This window comes from Streptomyces sp. NPDC059906 (genome assembly GCF_042730645.1).
Taxonomy (GTDB): Bacteria; Actinomycetota; Actinomycetes; order Streptomycetales; family Streptomycetaceae; genus Streptomyces; species Streptomyces rubrogriseus.
The window spans coordinates 336385-355336 of record NZ_JBHWKU010000003.1; the positions used below are offsets into that span (position 1 = coordinate 336385).

14 protein-coding genes are annotated in these 18952 nt (G+C 71.5%); 9 read left to right on the forward strand and 5 right to left on the reverse strand.

Going from position 1 to position 18952, the window contains the following annotated elements:
* The 3 genes from ACFV9J_RS06965 to ACFV9J_RS06975 all read left to right on the forward strand — a co-directional run bounded on the left by ACFV9J_RS06965 (window position 1) and on the right by ACFV9J_RS06975 (window position 7174).
* Window positions 1-1500 carry a tripartite tricarboxylate transporter permease gene (locus ACFV9J_RS06965; protein WP_385350949.1) on the forward strand — a complete coding sequence of 500 codons (1500 nt, stop codon included), beginning with the start codon at window positions 1-3 and terminating at the stop codon, window positions 1498-1500.
* A 285-nt stretch (window positions 1501-1785) separates the two neighbouring features.
* The gene (locus ACFV9J_RS06970; protein ID WP_385350952.1) at window positions 1786-6234 is read left to right on the forward strand and encodes a hypothetical protein; all 4449 of its coding nucleotides are present in this window, start codon (window positions 1786-1788) and stop codon (window positions 6232-6234) included.
* A gap of 70 nt (window positions 6235-6304) precedes the next feature.
* Window positions 6305-7174: a hypothetical protein gene (locus ACFV9J_RS06975; protein WP_385350955.1), complete on the forward strand. Its 870-nt coding sequence runs from the start codon at window positions 6305-6307 to the stop codon at window positions 7172-7174.
* 74 nt (window positions 7175-7248) lie between these two features.
* Here ACFV9J_RS06975 and ACFV9J_RS06980 read toward each other — a convergent pair whose 3' ends face one another.
* Complete coding sequence (locus ACFV9J_RS06980; protein ID WP_030181955.1) at window positions 7249-7671, reverse strand: YjbQ family protein; 423 nt, start codon at window positions 7669-7671, stop codon at window positions 7249-7251.
* Between the two features lie 55 nt (window positions 7672-7726).
* On the opposite strand from ACFV9J_RS06980, the gene ACFV9J_RS06985 reads away from it, so the two are divergent.
* On the forward strand, window positions 7727-8806 hold the full coding sequence (locus tag ACFV9J_RS06985; protein WP_385350959.1) for an NAD(P)-binding domain-containing protein: 1080 nt from the start codon (window positions 7727-7729) through the stop codon (window positions 8804-8806).
* A 12-nt stretch (window positions 8807-8818) separates the two neighbouring features.
* Here ACFV9J_RS06985 and mltG read toward each other — a convergent pair whose 3' ends face one another.
* Both mltG and ACFV9J_RS06995 read right to left on the reverse strand, forming a co-directional pair.
* Complete coding sequence (gene mltG, locus ACFV9J_RS06990) at window positions 8819-9634, reverse strand: endolytic transglycosylase MltG (RefSeq protein WP_385351336.1); 816 nt, start codon at window positions 9632-9634, stop codon at window positions 8819-8821.
* A gap of 217 nt (window positions 9635-9851) precedes the next feature.
* Entirely contained in the window at window positions 9852-11654 is a 1803-nt protein-coding gene (locus tag ACFV9J_RS06995; protein ID WP_385350962.1) for an ABC transporter ATP-binding protein, read from the reverse strand.
* A 146-nt stretch (window positions 11655-11800) separates the two neighbouring features.
* On the opposite strand from ACFV9J_RS06995, the gene ACFV9J_RS07000 reads away from it, so the two are divergent.
* Window positions 11801-12262 (forward strand): MarR family winged helix-turn-helix transcriptional regulator, encoded by a 462-nt coding sequence (locus tag ACFV9J_RS07000; protein ID WP_385350965.1) that lies wholly within the window; start codon window positions 11801-11803, stop codon window positions 12260-12262.
* Window positions 12263-12283: 21 nt separating this feature from the next.
* Here ACFV9J_RS07000 and ACFV9J_RS07005 read toward each other — a convergent pair whose 3' ends face one another.
* Window positions 12284-13042 carry a hypothetical protein gene (locus ACFV9J_RS07005; RefSeq protein ID WP_385350968.1) on the reverse strand — a complete coding sequence of 253 codons (759 nt, stop codon included), beginning with the start codon at window positions 13040-13042 and terminating at the stop codon, window positions 12284-12286.
* Window positions 13043-13269: 227 nt separating this feature from the next.
* Between ACFV9J_RS07005 and ACFV9J_RS07010 the strand changes: the two genes are divergently transcribed.
* The 4 genes from ACFV9J_RS07010 to ACFV9J_RS07025 all read left to right on the forward strand — a co-directional run bounded on the left by ACFV9J_RS07010 (window position 13270) and on the right by ACFV9J_RS07025 (window position 18106).
* Window positions 13270-15147, forward strand: coding sequence for an ABC transporter transmembrane domain-containing protein (locus ACFV9J_RS07010; protein ID WP_385350971.1), 1878 nt, complete (start codon window positions 13270-13272; stop codon window positions 15145-15147).
* On the forward strand, window positions 15144-16925 hold the full coding sequence (locus tag ACFV9J_RS07015; protein ID WP_385350974.1) for an ABC transporter ATP-binding protein: 1782 nt from the start codon (window positions 15144-15146) through the stop codon (window positions 16923-16925). The genes ACFV9J_RS07010 and ACFV9J_RS07015 overlap by 4 nt, the downstream gene beginning before the upstream one ends.
* Before the next feature lie 374 nt (window positions 16926-17299).
* A complete protein-coding gene (locus ACFV9J_RS07020; RefSeq protein ID WP_385350977.1) occupies window positions 17300-17770 on the forward strand; it encodes a DUF5709 domain-containing protein in 471 nt (156 codons plus the stop codon).
* A 63-nt stretch (window positions 17771-17833) separates the two neighbouring features.
* Window positions 17834-18106 (forward strand): type B 50S ribosomal protein L31, encoded by a 273-nt coding sequence (locus ACFV9J_RS07025; protein WP_385350980.1) that lies wholly within the window; start codon window positions 17834-17836, stop codon window positions 18104-18106.
* 20 nt (window positions 18107-18126) lie between these two features.
* Here the strand turns inward: ACFV9J_RS07025 and ACFV9J_RS07030 are convergent, their stop codons facing one another.
* A complete protein-coding gene (locus ACFV9J_RS07030) occupies window positions 18127-18921 on the reverse strand; it encodes a metal-dependent hydrolase (protein WP_385350982.1) in 795 nt (264 codons plus the stop codon).
* Window positions 18922-18952 lie beyond the last annotated feature (31 nt).

Below are 18952 nucleotides of genomic sequence, written 5' to 3' on the forward strand. Positions count from 1 at the left end.
ATGAACGCCCTCAACTCCCTCATGGACGGGTTCGGCACCGCTCTGACCCCGCTCAACCTGCTGTGGGCCGCCCTGGGTGTGCTGCTCGGCACGGCCATCGGCGTGCTGCCCGGCATCGGCCCGGCGATGGCGGTGGCGCTGCTGCTGCCGGTGACGTACGGGCTGGATCCGGTCGCGGCGTTCATCATGTTCGCGGGCATCTACTACGGCGCGATGTTCGGCGGTTCGACCACCTCCATCCTGCTCAACACGCCGGGCGAGAGCGCCGCCGTGGTCGCGGCCATGGAGGGCAACCCGATGGCCAAGGCGGGGCGCGGCGCGCAGGCGCTGGCCGCCGCCGCCATCGGCCACTTCGCGGGCGGCATGATCGGCACGGTCCTGCTCGTGGCCCTCGCCCCGACGGTCGCCGACCTGGCGGTGGACATCGGTGCACCGGACTACTTCGCCATCATGGTGCTGGCGTTCATCGCCGTGACGTCGGTGCTGGGTTCGTCGCGGATCAGAGGCCTGGCCTCGCTGCTGATCGGGCTGACGATCGGCCTGGTGGGCCTGGACCAGATGACGGGTCAGCAGCGGCTGACCTTCGGTTCGCTGCAGCTCGCCGACGGTGTGGACGTGGTGATCGTGGCGGTCGGTCTGTTCGCGATCGGCGAGGCGCTGTGGGTGGCGGCCCATCTGCGGCGCGGGGCGGCCGAACCGATCCCGGTGGGCCGTCCCTGGCTCGGCCGCGCCGACGTGAAGCGCACCTGGAAGTCCTGGCTGCGCGGTCCGATCATCGGCTTCCCGTTCGGCGCGATCCCGGCGGGCGGTGCGGAGATCCCGACCTTCCTGTCGTACGTCACGGAGAAGCGGCTGTCCAAGCACAAGGACGAGTGGGGCAAGGGCGCCATCGAGGGCGTGGCGGGTCCGGAGTCGGCGGCCTCCGCCTCGGCCGCGGGCACGCTGGTGTCCATGCTGACGCTGGGCCTGCCGACCACCGCGGTCGCGGCGGTCATGCTGGCCGCCTTCCAGCAGTACGGCATCCAGCCGGGCCCGCTGCTCTTCGAACGCGAGCCCGAGCTGGTGTGGGGTTTGATCGCCTCGCTGTTCGTGGGCATGGTGCTGCTGCTCGCCCTGAACCTGCCGCTGGCACCGGTGTGGGCGAAGCTGCTGCGGATCCCGCGGCCGTACCTGTACGCGGGGATCATGTTCTTCGCCGCGGTCGGCGCGTACGCGGTCGGCGGTGAGGTGGTCGACCTGGTGATCCTGCTGGTCATCGGTCTGATCGGGTTCGGCATGCGGCGCTACGGGCTGCCCATCCTGCCGGCCGTGATCGGCGTCATCCTCGGCCCGAACGCCGAGCAGCAGCTGCGCCGCGCCCTGCAGATCAGCGACGGCAGCGTGTCGGGCCTGGTCAACACGCCGTTCTCGGTGACGGTGTACGCGGTGATCGTACTGCTGCTGGCCTGGCCCCTGGTGAAGCGGCTGGTGGTCCGGGGACGGACGCGCGCGGACACCTGACCCCCGGCAGTCCGGTCCGGTTCGGCGGACTTGATCCCCGGCCGTCCGGCCCGGTTCGGCGGCCTTGATCCCCGGCCCGGTCCGGCGGCGCGTCCGCCCGGTCGGGTGTGCTGTGTGCGGCCCGGTACGTCGACCCCGTACCGGGCCGCCTCGCGGTAGAGGGCGGCGCGGCTCATACCGCGCGGCCTGCCGGACACCACTGGTGCGCCGTTCGCGTCCGGGTAACGTGTGGAGAGACCTTGCGGTGGGGGTGGCACGGGGAGGCGCCGGGTGAAGGTGCTTGTGGTGGGAGTCGGGGACTTCTCCGAGCCCTACGAGACCGAGGATGAACAAGCCGACGGGGTGGAGGGGTTCGCTCCGTTGCCGGCGCTCACCGAACCGGTGCGGGAGATGGCGTCTGCTCTGGAGCGGGCCGGTGCCGCACGGAGCAGAGAGCTGCTGCTGGAGAGCGATGCGCCCGAGTTGCTGCAGCGGTGGAGGGACCTGCGCCGACAGGCCGGGCCGGGAGAGCCGCTCGTCGTGCACTTCGCCGGTCACGGCGTCCGGGCGCGAACCGGAGGTCTGTATTTGGCCGCTTCGGGCGGCCAAGCACAGGAGGAGCTGCTGTCCGACACCTGTGTCAGCTTCGGGCAACTCCTGGAGACGGCCGAGAACAGCGGGCACCCCGTGCTGTTCCTCCTGGACGTGTGTGCCGCCGGCCAGGCCCTCGTCCAGCAGCATCTCGCCGACCTCGCCGCCCGGCGCCGCCAGGACGCACCACGCAACGTGTGGATCATCGGAGCCTGCACCAGTGACGCCATCACCTACGGCGCCCGGTTCACCGTCGCGGCCGCCGACGTCCTGCAGCAACTCGCCGACGGCGACCTGGACATCACCCCCACGCTCGCACACGTACCGATCGAGACCCTTGCCACCGCCGTCGACCGGCACCTCGCCCGCACGGACCGGGCCGCAGGACGCCCCCGGCAAAGCCTCGTCCGCACCGCACACGTCCAGGCCGACGCCGAACCACAGCCGTTCTTCCCCAACCCGGCACACAGTCGCACACCTCATCGAGACCTGTTGTCCGGAATGGATCCGAGGCTGAGGGAGTTCGCCCTCGGCTGCTCGCCCGATCTCGACCCCCTCCACTTCGCCACGCGTGCCGCCGGAACGGCCACCGCGAACGACATCCTCTTCTCGGGCCGCCACTCCCAACTGGAGCGCATTCAGGAATGGGCCGGCAACACCGGACAGGGCCGGCTGCTGGTGGTCACCGGTGGCCCGGGGAGCGGCAAGTCCGCCCTCCTCGGCGTCACCGCCTGTGTACTCCATCCCGAACTCGAACCCCTTGGCGACCGCGTCGCCCGGGCGGTCGAGCACTTCGAACCGCGTCGGCCACAGACGGTCCTCGCCGTTCACGCCCGGCAGCTCACGCTCCAGCAGATCACCGACTCCCTGCGACATCAGTTGCGGCAGCAGCGGGAAGCCGACCCGTCCCAGGAGAGCCCGCGTGCGGAACCGGCACTGCTGCGTCACGCGTTGCGCGCCGCCGGGGACGTGCTCGTCCTGTTGGACGCCCTCGACGAGGCGGCCGACCCCGCGGCCGTACTCGATGAACTGCTCCTGCCCCTCGTGGCCCCCGGAGCCGACTGCCGCGTCCTCATCGGCACCAGGAAGTGGTGGAACTCGCTTCCCACGCTGCGGCAGCATCTGGACGAGCACCCGGACGCGGAACTCGACCTCGACCCCGCCACCGCACACGATCGAGACCTCCTCGCCGAGGATCTCGGGACCTACCTGCGCCGGCTCCTGCCGCGCCGCCGATTCCCTCGGGACGAGGTCCGCCGCACGGCCGACCGGCTCGCCCAGTACAGCGACCACGGCGCCTTCCTCGTGGCATCGCTCTACGCCAACCACCTCCTGACCACTGCTGACCGGGCCCGCGCCGCCCCGCCGTGCAGCATCACGGAGGTCTTCGACCTCCACGTCAACACGCTGGCGGAAAGGGACCCGTGGATACGCACGGTGCTGAACGTCCTGAGCCAGGCCCGCGGCCACGGCATGCCACTCGACCTCATCCACGCGGCGGCCCTGGCCCAGCAGGCAACGGACGCCACCCGGGGCGCACGTCCTCTCACCGACACCCGCCGTGCCCTCGCCAAGGCGGCGTTCTATCTCCGCACCACTCCCGAGGACGACCAGTGCCTGCTCTACCGGTACTTCCACCAGGCCCTGAGCGACCACACCAAGGACCGCACGGAGCTCGTCGCCCTCCATCACGCCCTCATCGCCGCCATCCCGACAGCTGACGACAACACACCCGACTGGGAACGCGCTCACCCGTACCTGTTGCGGCACGCCGCGGAGCATGCGACAGCGGCAGACGAACTGGCGGCACTGCTGGACCAGCCGTCCTTCCTGCTCCATGTCCGGCCCGACGACCTCAAGCGTCATCTGAACAAGGCGACAGACCCCCGCTCGGCACGCATCGCGATGATCTATCGCTCCCACACGACGCATCACCGTCACCGTCAGGAACTGGGCGCGCGCCGCAGTCTGCTGGCGTTGGACGCGGCAGCCTGGCGCGAACCGTCGCTGGCGGCCGCTCTGGGAAATCTTCCCGTCGACGGCCGAGCCACGTCGGCACTCGCCCGGTGGGCCACCAACAGCCAGGGCAGTTCCGCACGTCTGCACACGTTGGCGGGACACGCCGATTCCGTTTCGCAGGTCGCGACGGCGCTCGTGTGGGAGACGAACGGTGAGCGACGCGAAGTCGCCGTCACGGCGGGGGCGGACGGAACAGCGATCGTCTGGAACCTCGACACGGGGGAAGAAGTACGCGCTCTCCGACAGCACGCCGGTGAGATCTCCGCTCTCGCCGTGGCGCAGTGGGACCGCCGCTCGTTCGCCGTCACGGCGTCGAAGGACACAGCCACGGTATGGGATCTGGCGACGGGGCAGCGGATGCACCGTCTGGCCGGACACCAAGGGGTGGTCACGACCCTCGCGGTGGGAGAACTCGACGGCCGCCCCGTGGTGATCACTGGAAGCGAGGACAGGACGGCGAGGTCATGGGATGTCGTGACCGGATCGCATCTGCTCACTTTCCCCGATCCCCGCACGGCCGCAGAGGCGGGATCCCCGCCCGGGAGGGAGGAGGCCGAAGGGCGGACCGAGGAGAAGAAGCCGAAGATCCACAGCAAGAAGATCAACGCGATGGCCGTCGCCGAGAACGGTGGAGACCCCGGTCTGGTCACCGTGGGTGCGGACGGGAATGTCTTCGTGTGGAGCATGAGATCGGGCAGATCGTTACGTCTGCTCCGTTCCGGCCCCAAGGCCGTGGTGAGCGTTGTCGTGGTCAGGACGGCCGGCGTGGAGTACGCCGTCACGGCGAGCGAAGACAAGCATGTCGTGGCCTACGACCTGAAGTCGGGCAAGGCCTCGTACACGTGGGAGGGAGTGGCCGGCCGCCCGGAAGTCCTCGCGTCGCTCGTGGTCGGCGATGAGGTCTGGCTGGCGACGGCGGACGACAGGGTCGTCAACGTCCTGCGCCCCGGGGCGACCAAGCGGGCTCTCAAGGGCCACGTCGGCCCCGTCACGGACCTAACCCTGGCGGAGGTGTCCGCGAAACCGGTCGCCATCACGACCAGCATCGATCAGACCGCCATCATGTGGGATCTCGACACCGGGTCGTACATCCGGCAGTTCGTCGGCCACACGAAGCGTTTGACGAAGGTCGCGGTCCCCTCGTCACTCGACGGTCCGGCAGCCGTGACGGTGTGCCATGACGGCACGGGGATCGTCTGGGATCTCGCCGTGAAGGATCAACAGGTCTTCACGGCGCACACCAGGCGGGTCAACGCGGTCGCCGCCGGCCGGGTCGGCGGTCGCGCCGTCGCCCTGACCACCAGCGACGACAAGACCGCGATCCTCTGGGATCTCGACACGGCGAGACGTCTTCACACCTTCACGGCACACTCCAGCAGCATGCACGGGGCTGCCCTGGCACACACGGGGGATCGATCCCTTGCCATCACCGCGGAGAGCGACGGATCGATCGTCTTCTGGGACGCCGCGACGGGCGAGCAGCTTCACTCGGCCAGGCACCACACGGGGCTCGTGGTCGCCATCCACACCGGACGCCTTGGTTCCCGTCCGGTCGCCCTCTCCGTCAGCAGGGACAGGAGCGCTGCGATGTGGGACGTCGGAACGGGACGGTTCCTCCGCTCCTTCCACGGTCACGCCAGACCGCTGACCTCGTGCGCACTGCACTCGGTGGAAGGAGACCGGCCCCTCGCCATGACGGGCAGTGAGGACAGGACGGCAGTGGTGTGGGATCTCCTCAGCGGTGAACGACTGCACACACTGGGCGGACACCGCGACTGGGTGACCGGTGTGGCGTTCGCCCGGGCCCGCGACCGCACGCTCGCCCTCACCACCAGCGACGATTCCACCGTCGGCGTCTGGGATCCGCTCACCGGCGAGCGTCTTCAGACGCTCACCGCGCACGAGGGCTGGGTCAATGCGGTCACGGTCGTCCAGGCCGGGGACGGCGTGCGTGTGGTCACGGTGAGCACCGACAGCACCGCGGCGATCTGGGCCGTCGAGGACAGGCTCACCCTCGAAGAGGTCCTGCACCTGCCGGACGAAGGGATCGCCGTCGCGGGGACGGCGGAGTACGGCGTCCTGGTCTGCGGGCGCGAGGTCGTCTGTTGCGCCTGGAACACCCCCGGCCGCCTTGGCGGTCCGTAGGATTCCGGGACCGTCACACGTTCCGGCGCTTGCGTGGGCGACGAAATACCTTTGCACCAGGAGGACTTGAATGACGTCGATCGTGCTGGTGCATGGAGTCTTCAATCATGTTCGCAGAGCGACCCCGGACGAGGCCGCGGCGCGACGGGCCTCGGACTGCCGTCCCAGGTTGGCCGAGAGCCTGAGCGCATTCTCGGTGAAGGTCCCCGAGGTGACGATGGCCTACTACGCCGACCTGCTGCGGCGGCAGCTGCCCCTCGATGCGCAGGCGGTCCAGGGGACGCAAGGCTTCGGCGACCTCGACGCGTCGGAGCGCTCGGAGGCGGCGCAGTGGCTGGTCACCGCCGGTGCCGTGATGCCGGAGGACCCACAGAACGTGGGGCTGGCGCCGCTGCGGCAGATGCTCGGTTGGCTGGTGGACGAGCGCGCAGGACGGCTCACCGCGGCAGTGCGCGAGCAGACGATGGGCCGCTTGGAGCGCGTCCTCGTGGCGAACCTGCGCGAGGTGGAGGCTTACACGACCTGGCCGGAGCGGCGCCGCTTGGTGCGCGAACGGGTTTCGGGAGTGATCCGGCGCGAGGGGCCCGCGGTGGTGATCGCGCACTCGCTGGGTTCCTACGTGACCTACGAAGCGCTGCACGCTCACCCGGATCTACGGGTGGACCTGCTGGTGACGGTCGGCTCGCCGCTCAGGGTTCCCTCTCTGGCACGCCGCCTGGAGCCCGCATTGCGCGCCGGCCGAGGAGCGAAGCCCTCCGGTGTGAAGCGGTGGGTGAACATCGCCGGCACCGGAGACGTGGTGGCGGTTCCGCCCAAGCTGGGCCGGGTGTTCCCCGTCGACGACGACGCCGTCTGCGACACCGGGCTGGGCGTTCACGGATTCGGCGGGTACCTGGCGACCGGTCTCCTGGCCGCGGCCATCACCCCCTACCTCGCCTGAACGGCGGACATGGACGGAACCCCGCACGGCCACCGTTGCCGTCACACGGCAACACCGACTCGACGCCCCCTCGGCTACCCGAGGAACGACAACCGCACCTGACGGTCGGGGTTGTCCCGGTTGGTGTCCACCAGGCACACCGACTGCCAGGTTCCGAGTTCCAGGCGGCCGCCGATCACCGGCAGCGTCGCGTGCGGTGGTACGAAGGCAGGCAGGACGTGGTCGCGGCCGTGTCCGGGGCTGCCGTGGCGGTGCTGCCAGCGGTCGTCGGCCGGGAGCAGGGTGTGCAGGGCGGAGAGCAGGTCGTCGTCGCTGCCGGCGCCCGTCTCGATGATCGCGATCCCGGCGGTGGCGTGCGGGACGAAGACGTTGAGGAGGCCGTCGCGGCCGGACGCCGCCTCGCGCAGGAAGGACTCGCAGTCACCGGTGATGTCGGCGACCCGCTCCGCCGAGCCGGTGGCGAGGCTGAGGACTCGGGTGGTGAAGGCATCTGGCATGACCCCATCCTGACACCGGGGGAAGATCGGGGCCTGCGGCGCCGTTGGTAGAAGCGTGAACAACACACGCGAGGTCGAGGTCGTCGTCATCGGGGCCGGTCAGGCCGGACTCGCCGCCGCCCATCATCTGCGGCGCACGGGGTTCGAGCCGGAGCGCGACTTCGTGGTGCTCGACCACTCCCCCGGCCCCGGCGGCGCCTGGCAGTTCCGCTGGCCGTCGCTGACGTACGGCAAGGTGCACGGCATGCACGCCCTGCCGGGCATGGAGCTGACCGGGGCGGATCCGGCGCGGCCGTCGGCCGAGGTGGTGAGCGGGTACTTCGCGGAGTACGAGCGGACCTTCGACCTGCGGGTACGGCGGCCCGTGGACGTCCGCGCCGTGCGCGAGGGGACGGGCGGGCGGCTGCTCGTCGAGACGTCGGCCGGGTCCTGGTCGACGCGGGCGCTGATCAACGCGACCGGCACCTGGGACCGCCCCTTCTGGCCGCGCTACCCGGGGCAGGAGACGTTCCGGGGACGGCAACTGCACACCGCGCAGTACGCCGGGCCCGAGGAGTTCACCGGCCTGCGCGTGGTCGTGGTCGGCGGCGGCGCCTCGGGGACGCAGCACCTGCTGGAGATCGCGCCGTACGCCGCGGCCACCACGTGGGTGACCCGAAGGCCCCCCGTCTTCCGCGAAGGACCCTTCGACGAGGAGGCGGGCCGGGCCGCGGTGGCGCTCGTGGAGGAACGGGTGCGGCAGGGGCTGCCGCCGAAGAGTGTGGTGTCGGTGACGGGGCTGCCGCTGAACGACGCGGTCCGGGCCGGGCTGGAGTCGGGCGTGCTGGACCGGCAGCCGATGTTCGACCGGATCACGCCGGAGGGGGTGGAGTGGGACGGCGGGCGGCAGGTGGCCGCGGACGTCATCCTGTGGGCGACCGGGTTCCGTCCCGCCGTCGACCATCTGAGGCCGCTGCGGCTGCGGGAGGCCGGCGGCGGGATCCGGGTCGAGGGGACGCGCGCGGTCGCCGACCCGCGGATCCATCTCGTCGGCTACGGCCCCTCCGCCAGCACCATCGGCGCCAACCGGGCGGGACGCGCGGCCGTGCGGGACATCAGGCGGCTGCTGGCCGAGGGGGAGCCGGTCGCCGCGTGACGCCCCGACCGGTCACTTGGCGGCCTCGGCCCGCTTCGAGGCGCTCCGCTGGAGGCGGTTGAACTCGTCCACGTTGCGCTGGTGTTCGGCGTAGTCGGCGGTGAAGCGCGTGTCGCCCGGTTTGACCGTGACGAAGTACAGCCAGTCACCGGGGGTCGGGTTGATCGCGGCGGTCATCGCCTCGTCGCCCGGATTGGCGATGGGGGTGGGCGGCAGCCCCATGCGCTGGTACGAGTTGTACGGACTGTCGATCTTCGTGTCCTTGGTGCTGGTCTTCAAGGTGCTCCGGCCCAGGGCGTAGTTGATGGTGGAGTCCATCTGCAGCGGCATGCCGCGTTCCAGCCGGTTGAAGATCACCCGGGCCACCTTGCCCATGTCCTCCTTGGCCGCGGCCTCCGCCTGCACGATGCTGGCGATGGTGACCGCCTGATAGACGTTCAGCGCGTTGCGCTGGGCGCCCGCGGCGACCGGCGCGCCGGTGAACTTCTTGTTCGCCGTGTCGACCATGGCCGTCAGCAGCTTCTCCGGGGTCGGGCTCTCGCCGAGCGGATAGGTCGCCGGGAAGAGGTAGCCCTCGGGGTTGCCCTCGGCGTCGTTGGGCAGCTTGAGGTTGGCCTTGGCCAGGGACTTCTTTGTGGTGCCCGCGGGCAGCGCGAGGGCTTTGTCGACGGCTCCGTAGACCTGGGTCGCGCGCCAGCCCTCCGGAATCACCAGGGACGTGGGACGGGACTCGCCCTCGTCGTCCGTCGCCAGCAGCGGCACCGCCACGGCGGTACCGGCCACGACGGCGCCGGCCGCGATCAGGGCGATACGGCCCCGACGCGTCAGCCGGACCGCTCTCCTGGGACCTCTGGGCCCTCTGGGACCTCTGAGGCTTCTGAGACTTCTGGAATCGGTGAGGACGCCGAGGCCCGTGGGGCTCCTGAGGCTCCTTCTGGGGCCTCTGGCGCTCCTGGCGCTCCTGGCGCTTCTCGCGCTCCGTGACGGAGTGTTCATCTGCATGCGGGCACGGTAACCCCCGCATGCACACAAACCCGGCATATCTTCATCTTGTCGACTCCAGTCGGGCGTCCCGGCGGACCAGCGCGGCATACCTCCCGTCCTGCGCCAGCAGTGCCTCGTGCGTGCCCTGTTCGGCCAGGCGCCCGGAGTCGAGGACCACGATCCGGTCGGCGTCGCGGACGGTGGACAGGCGGTGGGCGATGGTGATCGTGGTGCGGTTGGCCGACAGGGCGTCGATGGCGCCCTGCACGGCGGCCTCGGTACGGGTGTCCAGGGCGCTGGTCGCCTCGTCCAGGACGAGGACGGGCGGGTCGCGCAGGATGGTGCGGGCGATGGCCAGGCGCTGCTTCTCGCCGCCGGAGAAGCGGTGGCCGCGCTCCCCGACCACGGTGTCGTAGCCGTCGGGCAGGGCGGCGATGTGGTCGTGGATCTGGGCCGCCCTCGCCGCCGCCTCCAGCTCGGCGTCCGTGGCGTCCGGCTTGGCGAAGCGCAGGTTCTCGGCGACGGAGGCGTGGAAGAGGTACGTCTCCTGCGAGACGACGCCGACCGCGCGGGCGAGGGTGTCGAAGTCGAGGTCGCGCACGTCGACCCCGTCGAGGGTGACCCGGCCGTCCGTCACGTCGTACAGCCGCGGCACCAGGTGGCCGAGCGTGGACTTGCCGGCGCCGGTGGGACCGACGACGGCGAGGCTGCTGCCGGCGGGAACGGTCACGTCGATGCCGTCGAGGACCGGACCGCCCTTGCCGCCGTAGCCGAACCCGACGCTCTCGAAGCGGACCTCGCCCTTGATCTGGTCGAGGCGGACGGCGTCCTTTCGCTCGGTGATGTCGATCGGAAGGTCGAGGTACTCGAAGATGCGCTGGAAGAGCGCGAGCGAGGCCTGGATCTGCACTCCGGTCGACAGCAGGCTCACGGTCGGGCGGAACAGCCCCTGCTGGAGCGAGACGAAGGCGACGATCGTGCCGAGGGAGACGTCGGGGCCGCCGAGTCGCAGGGCGATGCCCGCGGTCCAGTAGATGACGGCCGGCATGGCGGCCATGACGATCGTGATGACGGCCATCCGCCAGCGGCCCGCCATGTTCGACCTCACCTCCAGGTCGACCAGACTCTCGGACTCGTCCGCGAAGGCGCGGGTGAGCGAGTCGGACCGGCCCATGGTGCGGCCGAGCAGGATGCCGCTGACGGAGAGCGACTCGGTGACCGTGGCGGCCATCGCGGCCATCTGCTTCTGGCGCCGGGTGGTGATCTTCCTGCGTTCCCTGCCGACGCGACGGCTGATCCACACGAACACCGGGAGCAGCAGCAGCGAGACGACGGTGAGGCGCCAGTCGAGGACGACCATGGCGACGATCGTGGCGACCACGCTGGTCAGGTTGGACACCAGCGAGGTCGCCGTGGAGGTGACGGTGGCCTGCATGCCGCCGATGTCGTTGGCGATGCGGGACTGGACCTCGCCGGTGCGGGTGCGGGTGAAGAAGGCGAGGGACATCTGCTGGAGCCGGCCGTAGACGGCGGTGCGCAGGTCGTGCATGACGCGCTGGCCCACGGTCGTGGAGATCAGGGTCTGCAGCACGCCGAAGACGCTGGTGAGGACGGCGCCGAAGATCATGCCGAGGGCGAGCAGGCTCAGCAGTCCCGTGCGCCCCTCGGGGATGGCGACGTCGAGGATCTCCCTGAGCAGGAAGGGCGTGGCGACCGACACCAGGGACGCGGCACCGACCAGCAGGCCGACGACCGCGAGGCGGCCGCGGTAGGGGCGGAACAGCTTCAGGATGCGGCGCACCTGCCGGGGCTGTTCCACGGCGTCGGCGGGTGCGGTCCAGGCGGATTCGCGATCGGGGTGCATGGGCTCCTTCGGAGGCGGCGAGGAAGGCCGGCAAAACCCTCGGACGGCAGGCCTCCCGGACCTGCGGCGGACTATCGCCGACCTTACGGATCATAGGTCATTGTTACCTATACTCACAATGAACATCATCCTGATATTGTTCCCGTATGACCGCCCCCGATCCCGACGGCCTGCTCGCCGAGCAGCTGCTGCGGCTCACCCGCAGGGTGCACCGCATCCAGAAGCGCCATCTCGAGCACCGCGACCTCGGCATCACCCCGGCCCAGTCCCGGCTCCTGCGCACGCTGGCGCACTGGGGCTCGCCGCCCCGGATGGCCGACCTGGCCGAGCGGCTGGAAGTCGTGCCCCGGGCGGTGACGACCCTGGTCGACGGGCTGGAGGCGGCCGGGAAGGTACGCCGCGTCCCGGACCCCGCCAACCGTCGGGTCATCCGGATCGAGCTGACCGACGACGGGCGCGCCGCCCTGCGGGAACTGCGCGGTGCGCGCCGCTCAGCCGCCGAGGAGATCCTTGCCCCGCTGACGGACGAGCAGCGCGCGGTGCTGGGCGGACTGCTGGACACCCTGATCGACGGGCCCGACCCGGGCGAGGGCCGCCGGACGGCATGACCCCCGGCCCGCCGCGGGCTCTCATGCCTTGAGGTGCGCCCTGTCTCCCATCACCACCACCGGGTGCTGGTCCGGGTCCAAAGTGCGCAGCAGGTACTCCATCGCTGGCTTGGGCAGGCTGACGCAGGCCGACGTACCGCTGCCGTGGTCCATGTGCAGCCAGATCGAACCGCCCTTGGACGTACCTTCGGGGCGGGTCGGGTCGTTCGGCGGGGTGCCCTTGACCCGGTTGTAGTCGATGGCGATGACGTAGTCGAAGTCGTGCCAGTACGGCTTCGCCCACCACCGCGGTGCCGCGAAGCTCGCGGACCTGCTGTACGGCAGCCCTGTGCCGGGGGCCGGATCCGGGTCCGGGAGCACGCCGCCCGCGTCGCTGAGCGTGAACACGCCGACGGGGCTGCGCTTGTCGTTCTCGTGGTGGTCGGTCGTCCACCCCTTCGTGCCGTTGTGCCCCGCCCAGCTCCGGTCGCGGTGCCAGGCGGAGCCCTGCTTCGTGTAGAGCACGACCGTGGAATCGGCGGAATCGCTGCCGTCCCCGTACACCGCGACGACCTGGCGCGAGTCGCCCGGGATGCGCGTCCGGAGCCGGTCGCCGACGCCGGGGATCCGCGTCGGGTCCGCCGAGGCACTGCTCCGGCCCGCCTCGCCCGGGGATTCGCCCGCCCGGGCGTCCCCGCCGTCCGCCGACCGGCCGCCGCAGGCGGACAGCGCCGTCCCGGCCAGCAGGGTTCCAAGGGCCGCCATCGCGACCGCCGTACGCCGTCCACCACCACGTGCCATCCGTCCATGGTCCCACTCCCCTCGGACATGCCGTCAGGACGGCCGCGAAGCAGCGCACGCACCGCGGCGGGTGGTGTGGAGGCCGTGTGGCGGACCGCAGCCGGATTCGTACCCCATCGCGGAAAACCGCTTGATTTTGGGCACGTCGCGACGCGAACCTTTCACGGTTTGCAGCCTCTTGATGCCGCATAGCAACGGCACCCCCTGACACGAGCCACTGGGACGTCATGCAGATCCAAGACCTTCCGTATCCCGACCCGGGTGTGCCGGACGCACGCTCGGGCCCCCGATTCCTGTGGTGGCTGTTCCGCAACCAGCTCGGTGGGCAACTCAAGTCACTGGCCTGGGGCCTGCTGCACTTCGCCTCCGTCTCCGCCCTGCCCTTCTGCGTCGGTCTCGCCATCCAGGCGGTCGTCGACCGCTCCGGCAGCCGGCTCGCCCTCGCGGGCGGCGTCATGGTGCTGTGCTGTGTCGGCAACGCGCTCGGCGACACCTTCCTGCACCGCGCGGCCGTCACCAACTGGATCACCGCCGCCGCCCGCGTCCAGCAACTGCTGGCCCGCAAGACGGCGCTGCTCGGCTCTGCACTGACCCGGCGCGTCGCGGCCGGTGAGGTCGTGGCCGTGTCCACCGGCGACGTCGAGAAGATCGGCTGGTTCGTGGAGGCCGTCTCCCGCTTCACGGCGGCCGCGCTCACCATCGTGCTGGTCTGCGTGGCGCTGGTCGTCTACCAGCCGGCGCTCGGGGTCGTCGTGGTCGTGGGCCTGCCGGTGCTGGCCCTGGCGGTACTGCCCCTGCTGCCCCGCGCCACCCGGCGGGCCGACGTCCAGCGCGACAAGGCCGGACGCGCCACCGAACTCGCCTCGGACACCGTCGCCGGACTGCGCGTGCTGCGCGGCATCGGCGGCGAGGAACTCTTCCTCGACCGCTACCGCGACGCCTCCCAGGAGGTGCGGCACGCCGCCGTGCGCAGCGCCCGCATGTGGTCCTTGATCTCCGCCATCCAGGTGCTGCTGCCCGGCCTGCTGCTGATCGCCGTGGTCTGGCACGGCGTCCACCTGGCCCGCGACGGCCGTATCGACGTCGGCGAACTCGTCACCGTCTACAGCTCCGTCATGATCCTCACCTACCCGCTGCGGCACTTCGAGGAGATCGCCATGGCGTACTCCTTCTCCCGGCCCTCGGCCAAACGGGCCGCACGGGTGCTGGCCCTGGAACGCACCACGGACACCGCTGGTTCGCGCGCCGCCGAGACCCCCACCGGCGACCTGTACGACCCCGGCACCGGTCTCCTGGCTCCGGCGGGCCGGTTCACCGCCGTGGTGTGCGGCGACCCGGACGCGGCCGGGCGGCTGGCGGAGCGGCTCGGCGGGCACCCCTCGGAGGAGGGCACGTCGGCCCTGCTGGGCGGGGTGCCGCTGGACGAGCTTCCCCTGAAGTCCGCGCGCACCGCCGTCCTGGTGCAGGACAAGGACCCGGTGCCGCTCTCCGGAACGCTCCGGGAGCTGCTGGACGTGCCCGCGTCCGGTGCCGTCGACGCCGAGGACGCGCTGACCGCCGCCCAGTGCGGTGACGTACTGACGGCGCTCGCGCAGGGCTCGCTCGGCGCCGACGACCCGATGGACGCCCGCATCACCGAGCGTGGCCGTTCGCTGTCGGGCGGCCAGCGCCAGCGACTGGCGCTGGCCCGGTCCCTGATCACGGACCCGGAGGCGCTGGTCCTGGACGAACCGACCTCGGCCGTCGACTCGCACACCGAGGCGCGGATCGCGGAAGGCGTACGGGCGCTGCGCGCGGGGCGCACCACGGTGGTGTTCACCTCCTCGCCGCTGCTGCTGGACCGTGCGGACCGGATCGTGTTCCTGCACGAAGGTGAGGTCGCGGCGGTCGGAGCGCACCGGGAACTGCTGCACACCGAGCACCGGTACCGGGCCGTGGTGACCCGCGAGACCGACGAGGAGACCGCGGCGCACCCGGACGCCGTACCGGCCCGGGGGAAACCGGTGAAGCCCCTGACCGACGACGGCCGCGCCGAGGACCGGGACGGCTCCCTGAGCGACGACGACGTACTGCACCGACTGGAAGAGATCGAGGAGACGGCATGATCGGCGTCGCCCCACCGTCCTACGACCCGGCGGCTCCCACGACGGCGAACACCCTGCCCGTCGGCGCGCGCCCGACCGTGCGCGCCTACGTGGGAGAACTGCTGCGCCGGCACCGCGGGGCCTTCCTCTTCCTCGTCACCGTCAACACCGTCGCCGTGATCGCCTCGATGGCGGGCCCCTACCTGCTGGGCGGGCTCGTGGAGCGGGTCTCGGACGACGCGCGCGAGCTGCGTCTCGGCCTCACCGCCACGCTCTTCGTGCTCGCCCTCGTCGTGCAGGCCGTGTTCGTGCGCGAGGTGCGGCTGCGGGGGGCCGTGCTCGGCGAGCGGATGCTGGCCGATCTGCGCGAGGACTTCCTCGTGCGGTCGGTCGGACTGCCGCCCGGCGTGCTGGAACGGGCGGGCACGGGCGACCTGCTCTCCCGGATCACCACGGACATCGACCGGCTCGCCAACGCCATGCGCGAGGCCGTGCCCCAGCTCGCGATCGGCGCCGTGTGGGTGGTGCTGCTGCTCGGTGGCCTGGTGGTGACGGCGCCGCCGCTGGCGCCCGCGGTACTGATCGCGGTGCCGCTGCTGGTGATCGGCTGCCGCTGGTACTTCCGCCGGGCGCCCGCCGCCTACCGCTCGGAGGCCGCCGGGTACGCCGCGGTGGCCGCCGCGCTGGCCGAGACGGTGGACGCCGGGCGCACCGTGGAGTCGCACCGCCTCGACGCCCGTCGCATCGAGCTGTCCGAGCACCGGATCAGGGAGTGGACGGCCTGGGAGCGCTACACCCTGTGGCTGCGGTCGGTGCTCTTCCCCGTCATCAACGTCACCCACGTGACCGTGCTCGCCTCCGTCCTGCTCATCGGCGGTGTGTTCGTCCTCCAGGGCTGGATCGGCGTCGGTCAGCTGACCACGGCCGCCCTGATCGCGCAGATGCTCGTCGACCCGGTCGGCATCATCCTGCGCTGGTACGACGAGCTGCAGGTGGCCCAGGTGTCCCTGGCCCGGCTGGTGGGCGTGCGGGACATCGAGCCGGACGCCGGTGACGCCACGCTGGCCCCCGACGGACGGGACGTGCACGCCGACCGGGTGCACTTCGGCTACCTCGAGGGCGTGGACGTCCTGCGCAAGGTGTCGCTGGAGGTCGCCCCGGGCACCAGGCTCGCCCTGGTCGGCCCCTCGGGCGCCGGCAAATCCACCCTGGGCAGGCTGCTCGCGGGCATCTACGGTCCCAGGGAGGGCCGGATCACCCTGGGCGGGGCGGAACTCTCCCGGATGTCCGCGGAACGGGTCCGCTCGCACGTCGCCCTGGTCAACCAGGAGCACCACGTCTTCGTGGGTTCCCTGCGCGACAACCTCCGGCTCGCCAGGACCGGCGCCACCGACGCCGAGCTGTGGGCGGCGCTGGGCGCGGTCGACGCGGACGACTGGTCCCGTGGGCTGGACGAGGGCCTGGACACCGAGGTCGGCTCGGGCGGCTTCGCGCTGACCCCGGCGCAGGCCCAGCAGATCGCGCTGGCCCGCCTGGTGCTGGCCGACCCGCACACCCTGGTGCTGGACGAGGCGACGTCCCTGCTCGACCCACGGGCCGCACGCCATCTCGAACGGTCCCTGGCCCGGGTCCTGGACGGTCGCACGGTGATCGCGATCGCCCATCGCCTGCACACCGCCCATGACGCGGACGTCATCGCCGTGGTCGAGAACGGCCGGATCAGTGAGCTGGGCAGCCACGACGAACTCGTCGCGGCGGACGGTGCCTACGCGGCACTGTGGCGCTCCTGGCACGGGTAGCCGCGTCACACTCTTCGAGAGCGAGAGCGAGAGGGGTCCGGGGCGGGCGGCGGTGGCGGGCCCCGGACCGGCCGACGAGGACCGGAGAGGGCCGGACGGGGGCCGGCACCGGCCTCGTCGGCGTGGGCCGGAGGGGGCTGTGCAGCCGGACGGGACGGTGCAGCCGCAGGGGAGCCCGGCCCGGCGGGCACCCCGACGGCGTCCGTGCCGTTGCGCGGTCCCGAACGGGAGTGGAAGGCTTGGAGAAGGCACCGGCTCGAGGCAGGCCCGGGAACCGCGCGGTTCTCCGACGGGTGAGGCCTGTGCCCCGTGCAGCGGCGGCCCGCCGCGGTCCACGGTGAGAAGGGGCCGGTCCCCACCCCCGGGAGGTATCCGTGAACAGCGTCGACGGATGGGGAGATGACGTCTACCAGCCCGACGGATCCGAGCAGCGGGAGGACACCGGCCTGCTCGACAGTGAGGACACCCTCGAGGAGGACGGTGTCGACGATCCCCTCGACCGGGGCTGGTCCCCGCCCGAGCGCCCCTGGGCGGTGGAACACACCGGCGTGACGGCCGCCGAACGCCGCCGCGGTGAAACGCTGGACGAGCGGCTCGCCGAGGAGCGGCCGGACGAGCTCGCGCCCGACGGCGACGGGCTGGGCGATTCCGACGGCACCGACGGGGAACTGCTGGACAACGAGGTCGGCGCGGACCGCTCCGGCCGGCTCGTGGCACCCGACGAAGGGGTGCACGAGGACGAGGAGCCGGCGCTGGTCGCCATGGACGTGGGCATCGACGGCGCGGCCGCCTCCGCCGAAGAGGCCGCGATGCACGTGGTCGACGAGGACTCCCTGCCCGGCTGACGCCACTCGCGACGGCAGGCACCTGCCGGCGCCCCGATGAACCGTGCCGTACGAGGAGCAGCCATGCAGCAGGACAAGCATCCCGACTACCGGCCCGTCGTCTTCCGTGACCGCGGTGCCGGGTACGCCTTCCTCACCCGGTCCACCGCGGTCAGCGACCAGACCATCATGTGGGACGACGGCGAGACCTACCCGGTGGTGGAGGTGGAGATCTCCTCGGAGAGCCACCCCTTCTACACCGGCAAGGCGCGAACGGTGGACTCGGAGGGGCGCGTCGCCCGCTTCGAGCGGCGTTACGGCGCGGGCGAGGGACGGGACACCGGCGAAACCGGCTGACCCGATCGGCGGCGGGTCGCTCAGATGAAGTTGAGTGCCGCCGCGCCGCCCACTCCCCCGAGCAGCATGAACACCGGCATCAGCACCTTGAGCTCCACCCAGCTGCCCGCCCGGAACCGCATCATCTTCGGCGGGCCGATGGGGTACCACCGCTTGCGGCCCACCGGTATCGGCCAGAGTATCGGGCAGCCGGAAACGGTCAGCGCGTCCCCGATGTCGTGCACCAGCGCGCCGAGCACGATCGGCAGCCCGAGCCACAGGTACTCCTGGCCCGGGGCGGTGAACAGCCAGTCCGCGCCACCGTCGGGCTTGTCCAGGATCCCGGCGAGGATCCATGCGCTGGTCCCGGCCAGCAGCCAGACCAGCACGTCGCTGCTGGAGCCGCGGGTGGCCCGCCAGAGCAGGCCCTCGATGGCCAGCACCATGTGCACGAAGAGGATCGCCAGGACCGCCCACCGGCCACCCGTGATGGCCAGGACGGAGGTGCCGCCGCCGATCAGGACCGCCCACAGCCAGGTGTGCGTCAGCGTGCGGTGCCCGCCGGTGCGGCGCGGGTCGCCCCGCTTCTTCGTGGCCTTGTAGACGGCGTAGGACAGCTTGTCCACGATCTCGCACAGCCCCCGTGAGACCGGTCCGAAGGCCCGGGAGATGGTGGCCGCCTTGTGGTCGAGGTCGGGGGCGAGTGCCGCTCCGGCGCAGATCAGGGCTCCGGCGAGCAGCACCGGCCAGGGCATCGGCTGTCCCGCGGCGGCGGTCGCCGCCCCGACGCCGAGCCACGCCGCGGCGCCCGACAGTGAGTGTGCTGGTCCCATCATCGCCGTTGCCCGCCCCATTCCTCGTGTGCCG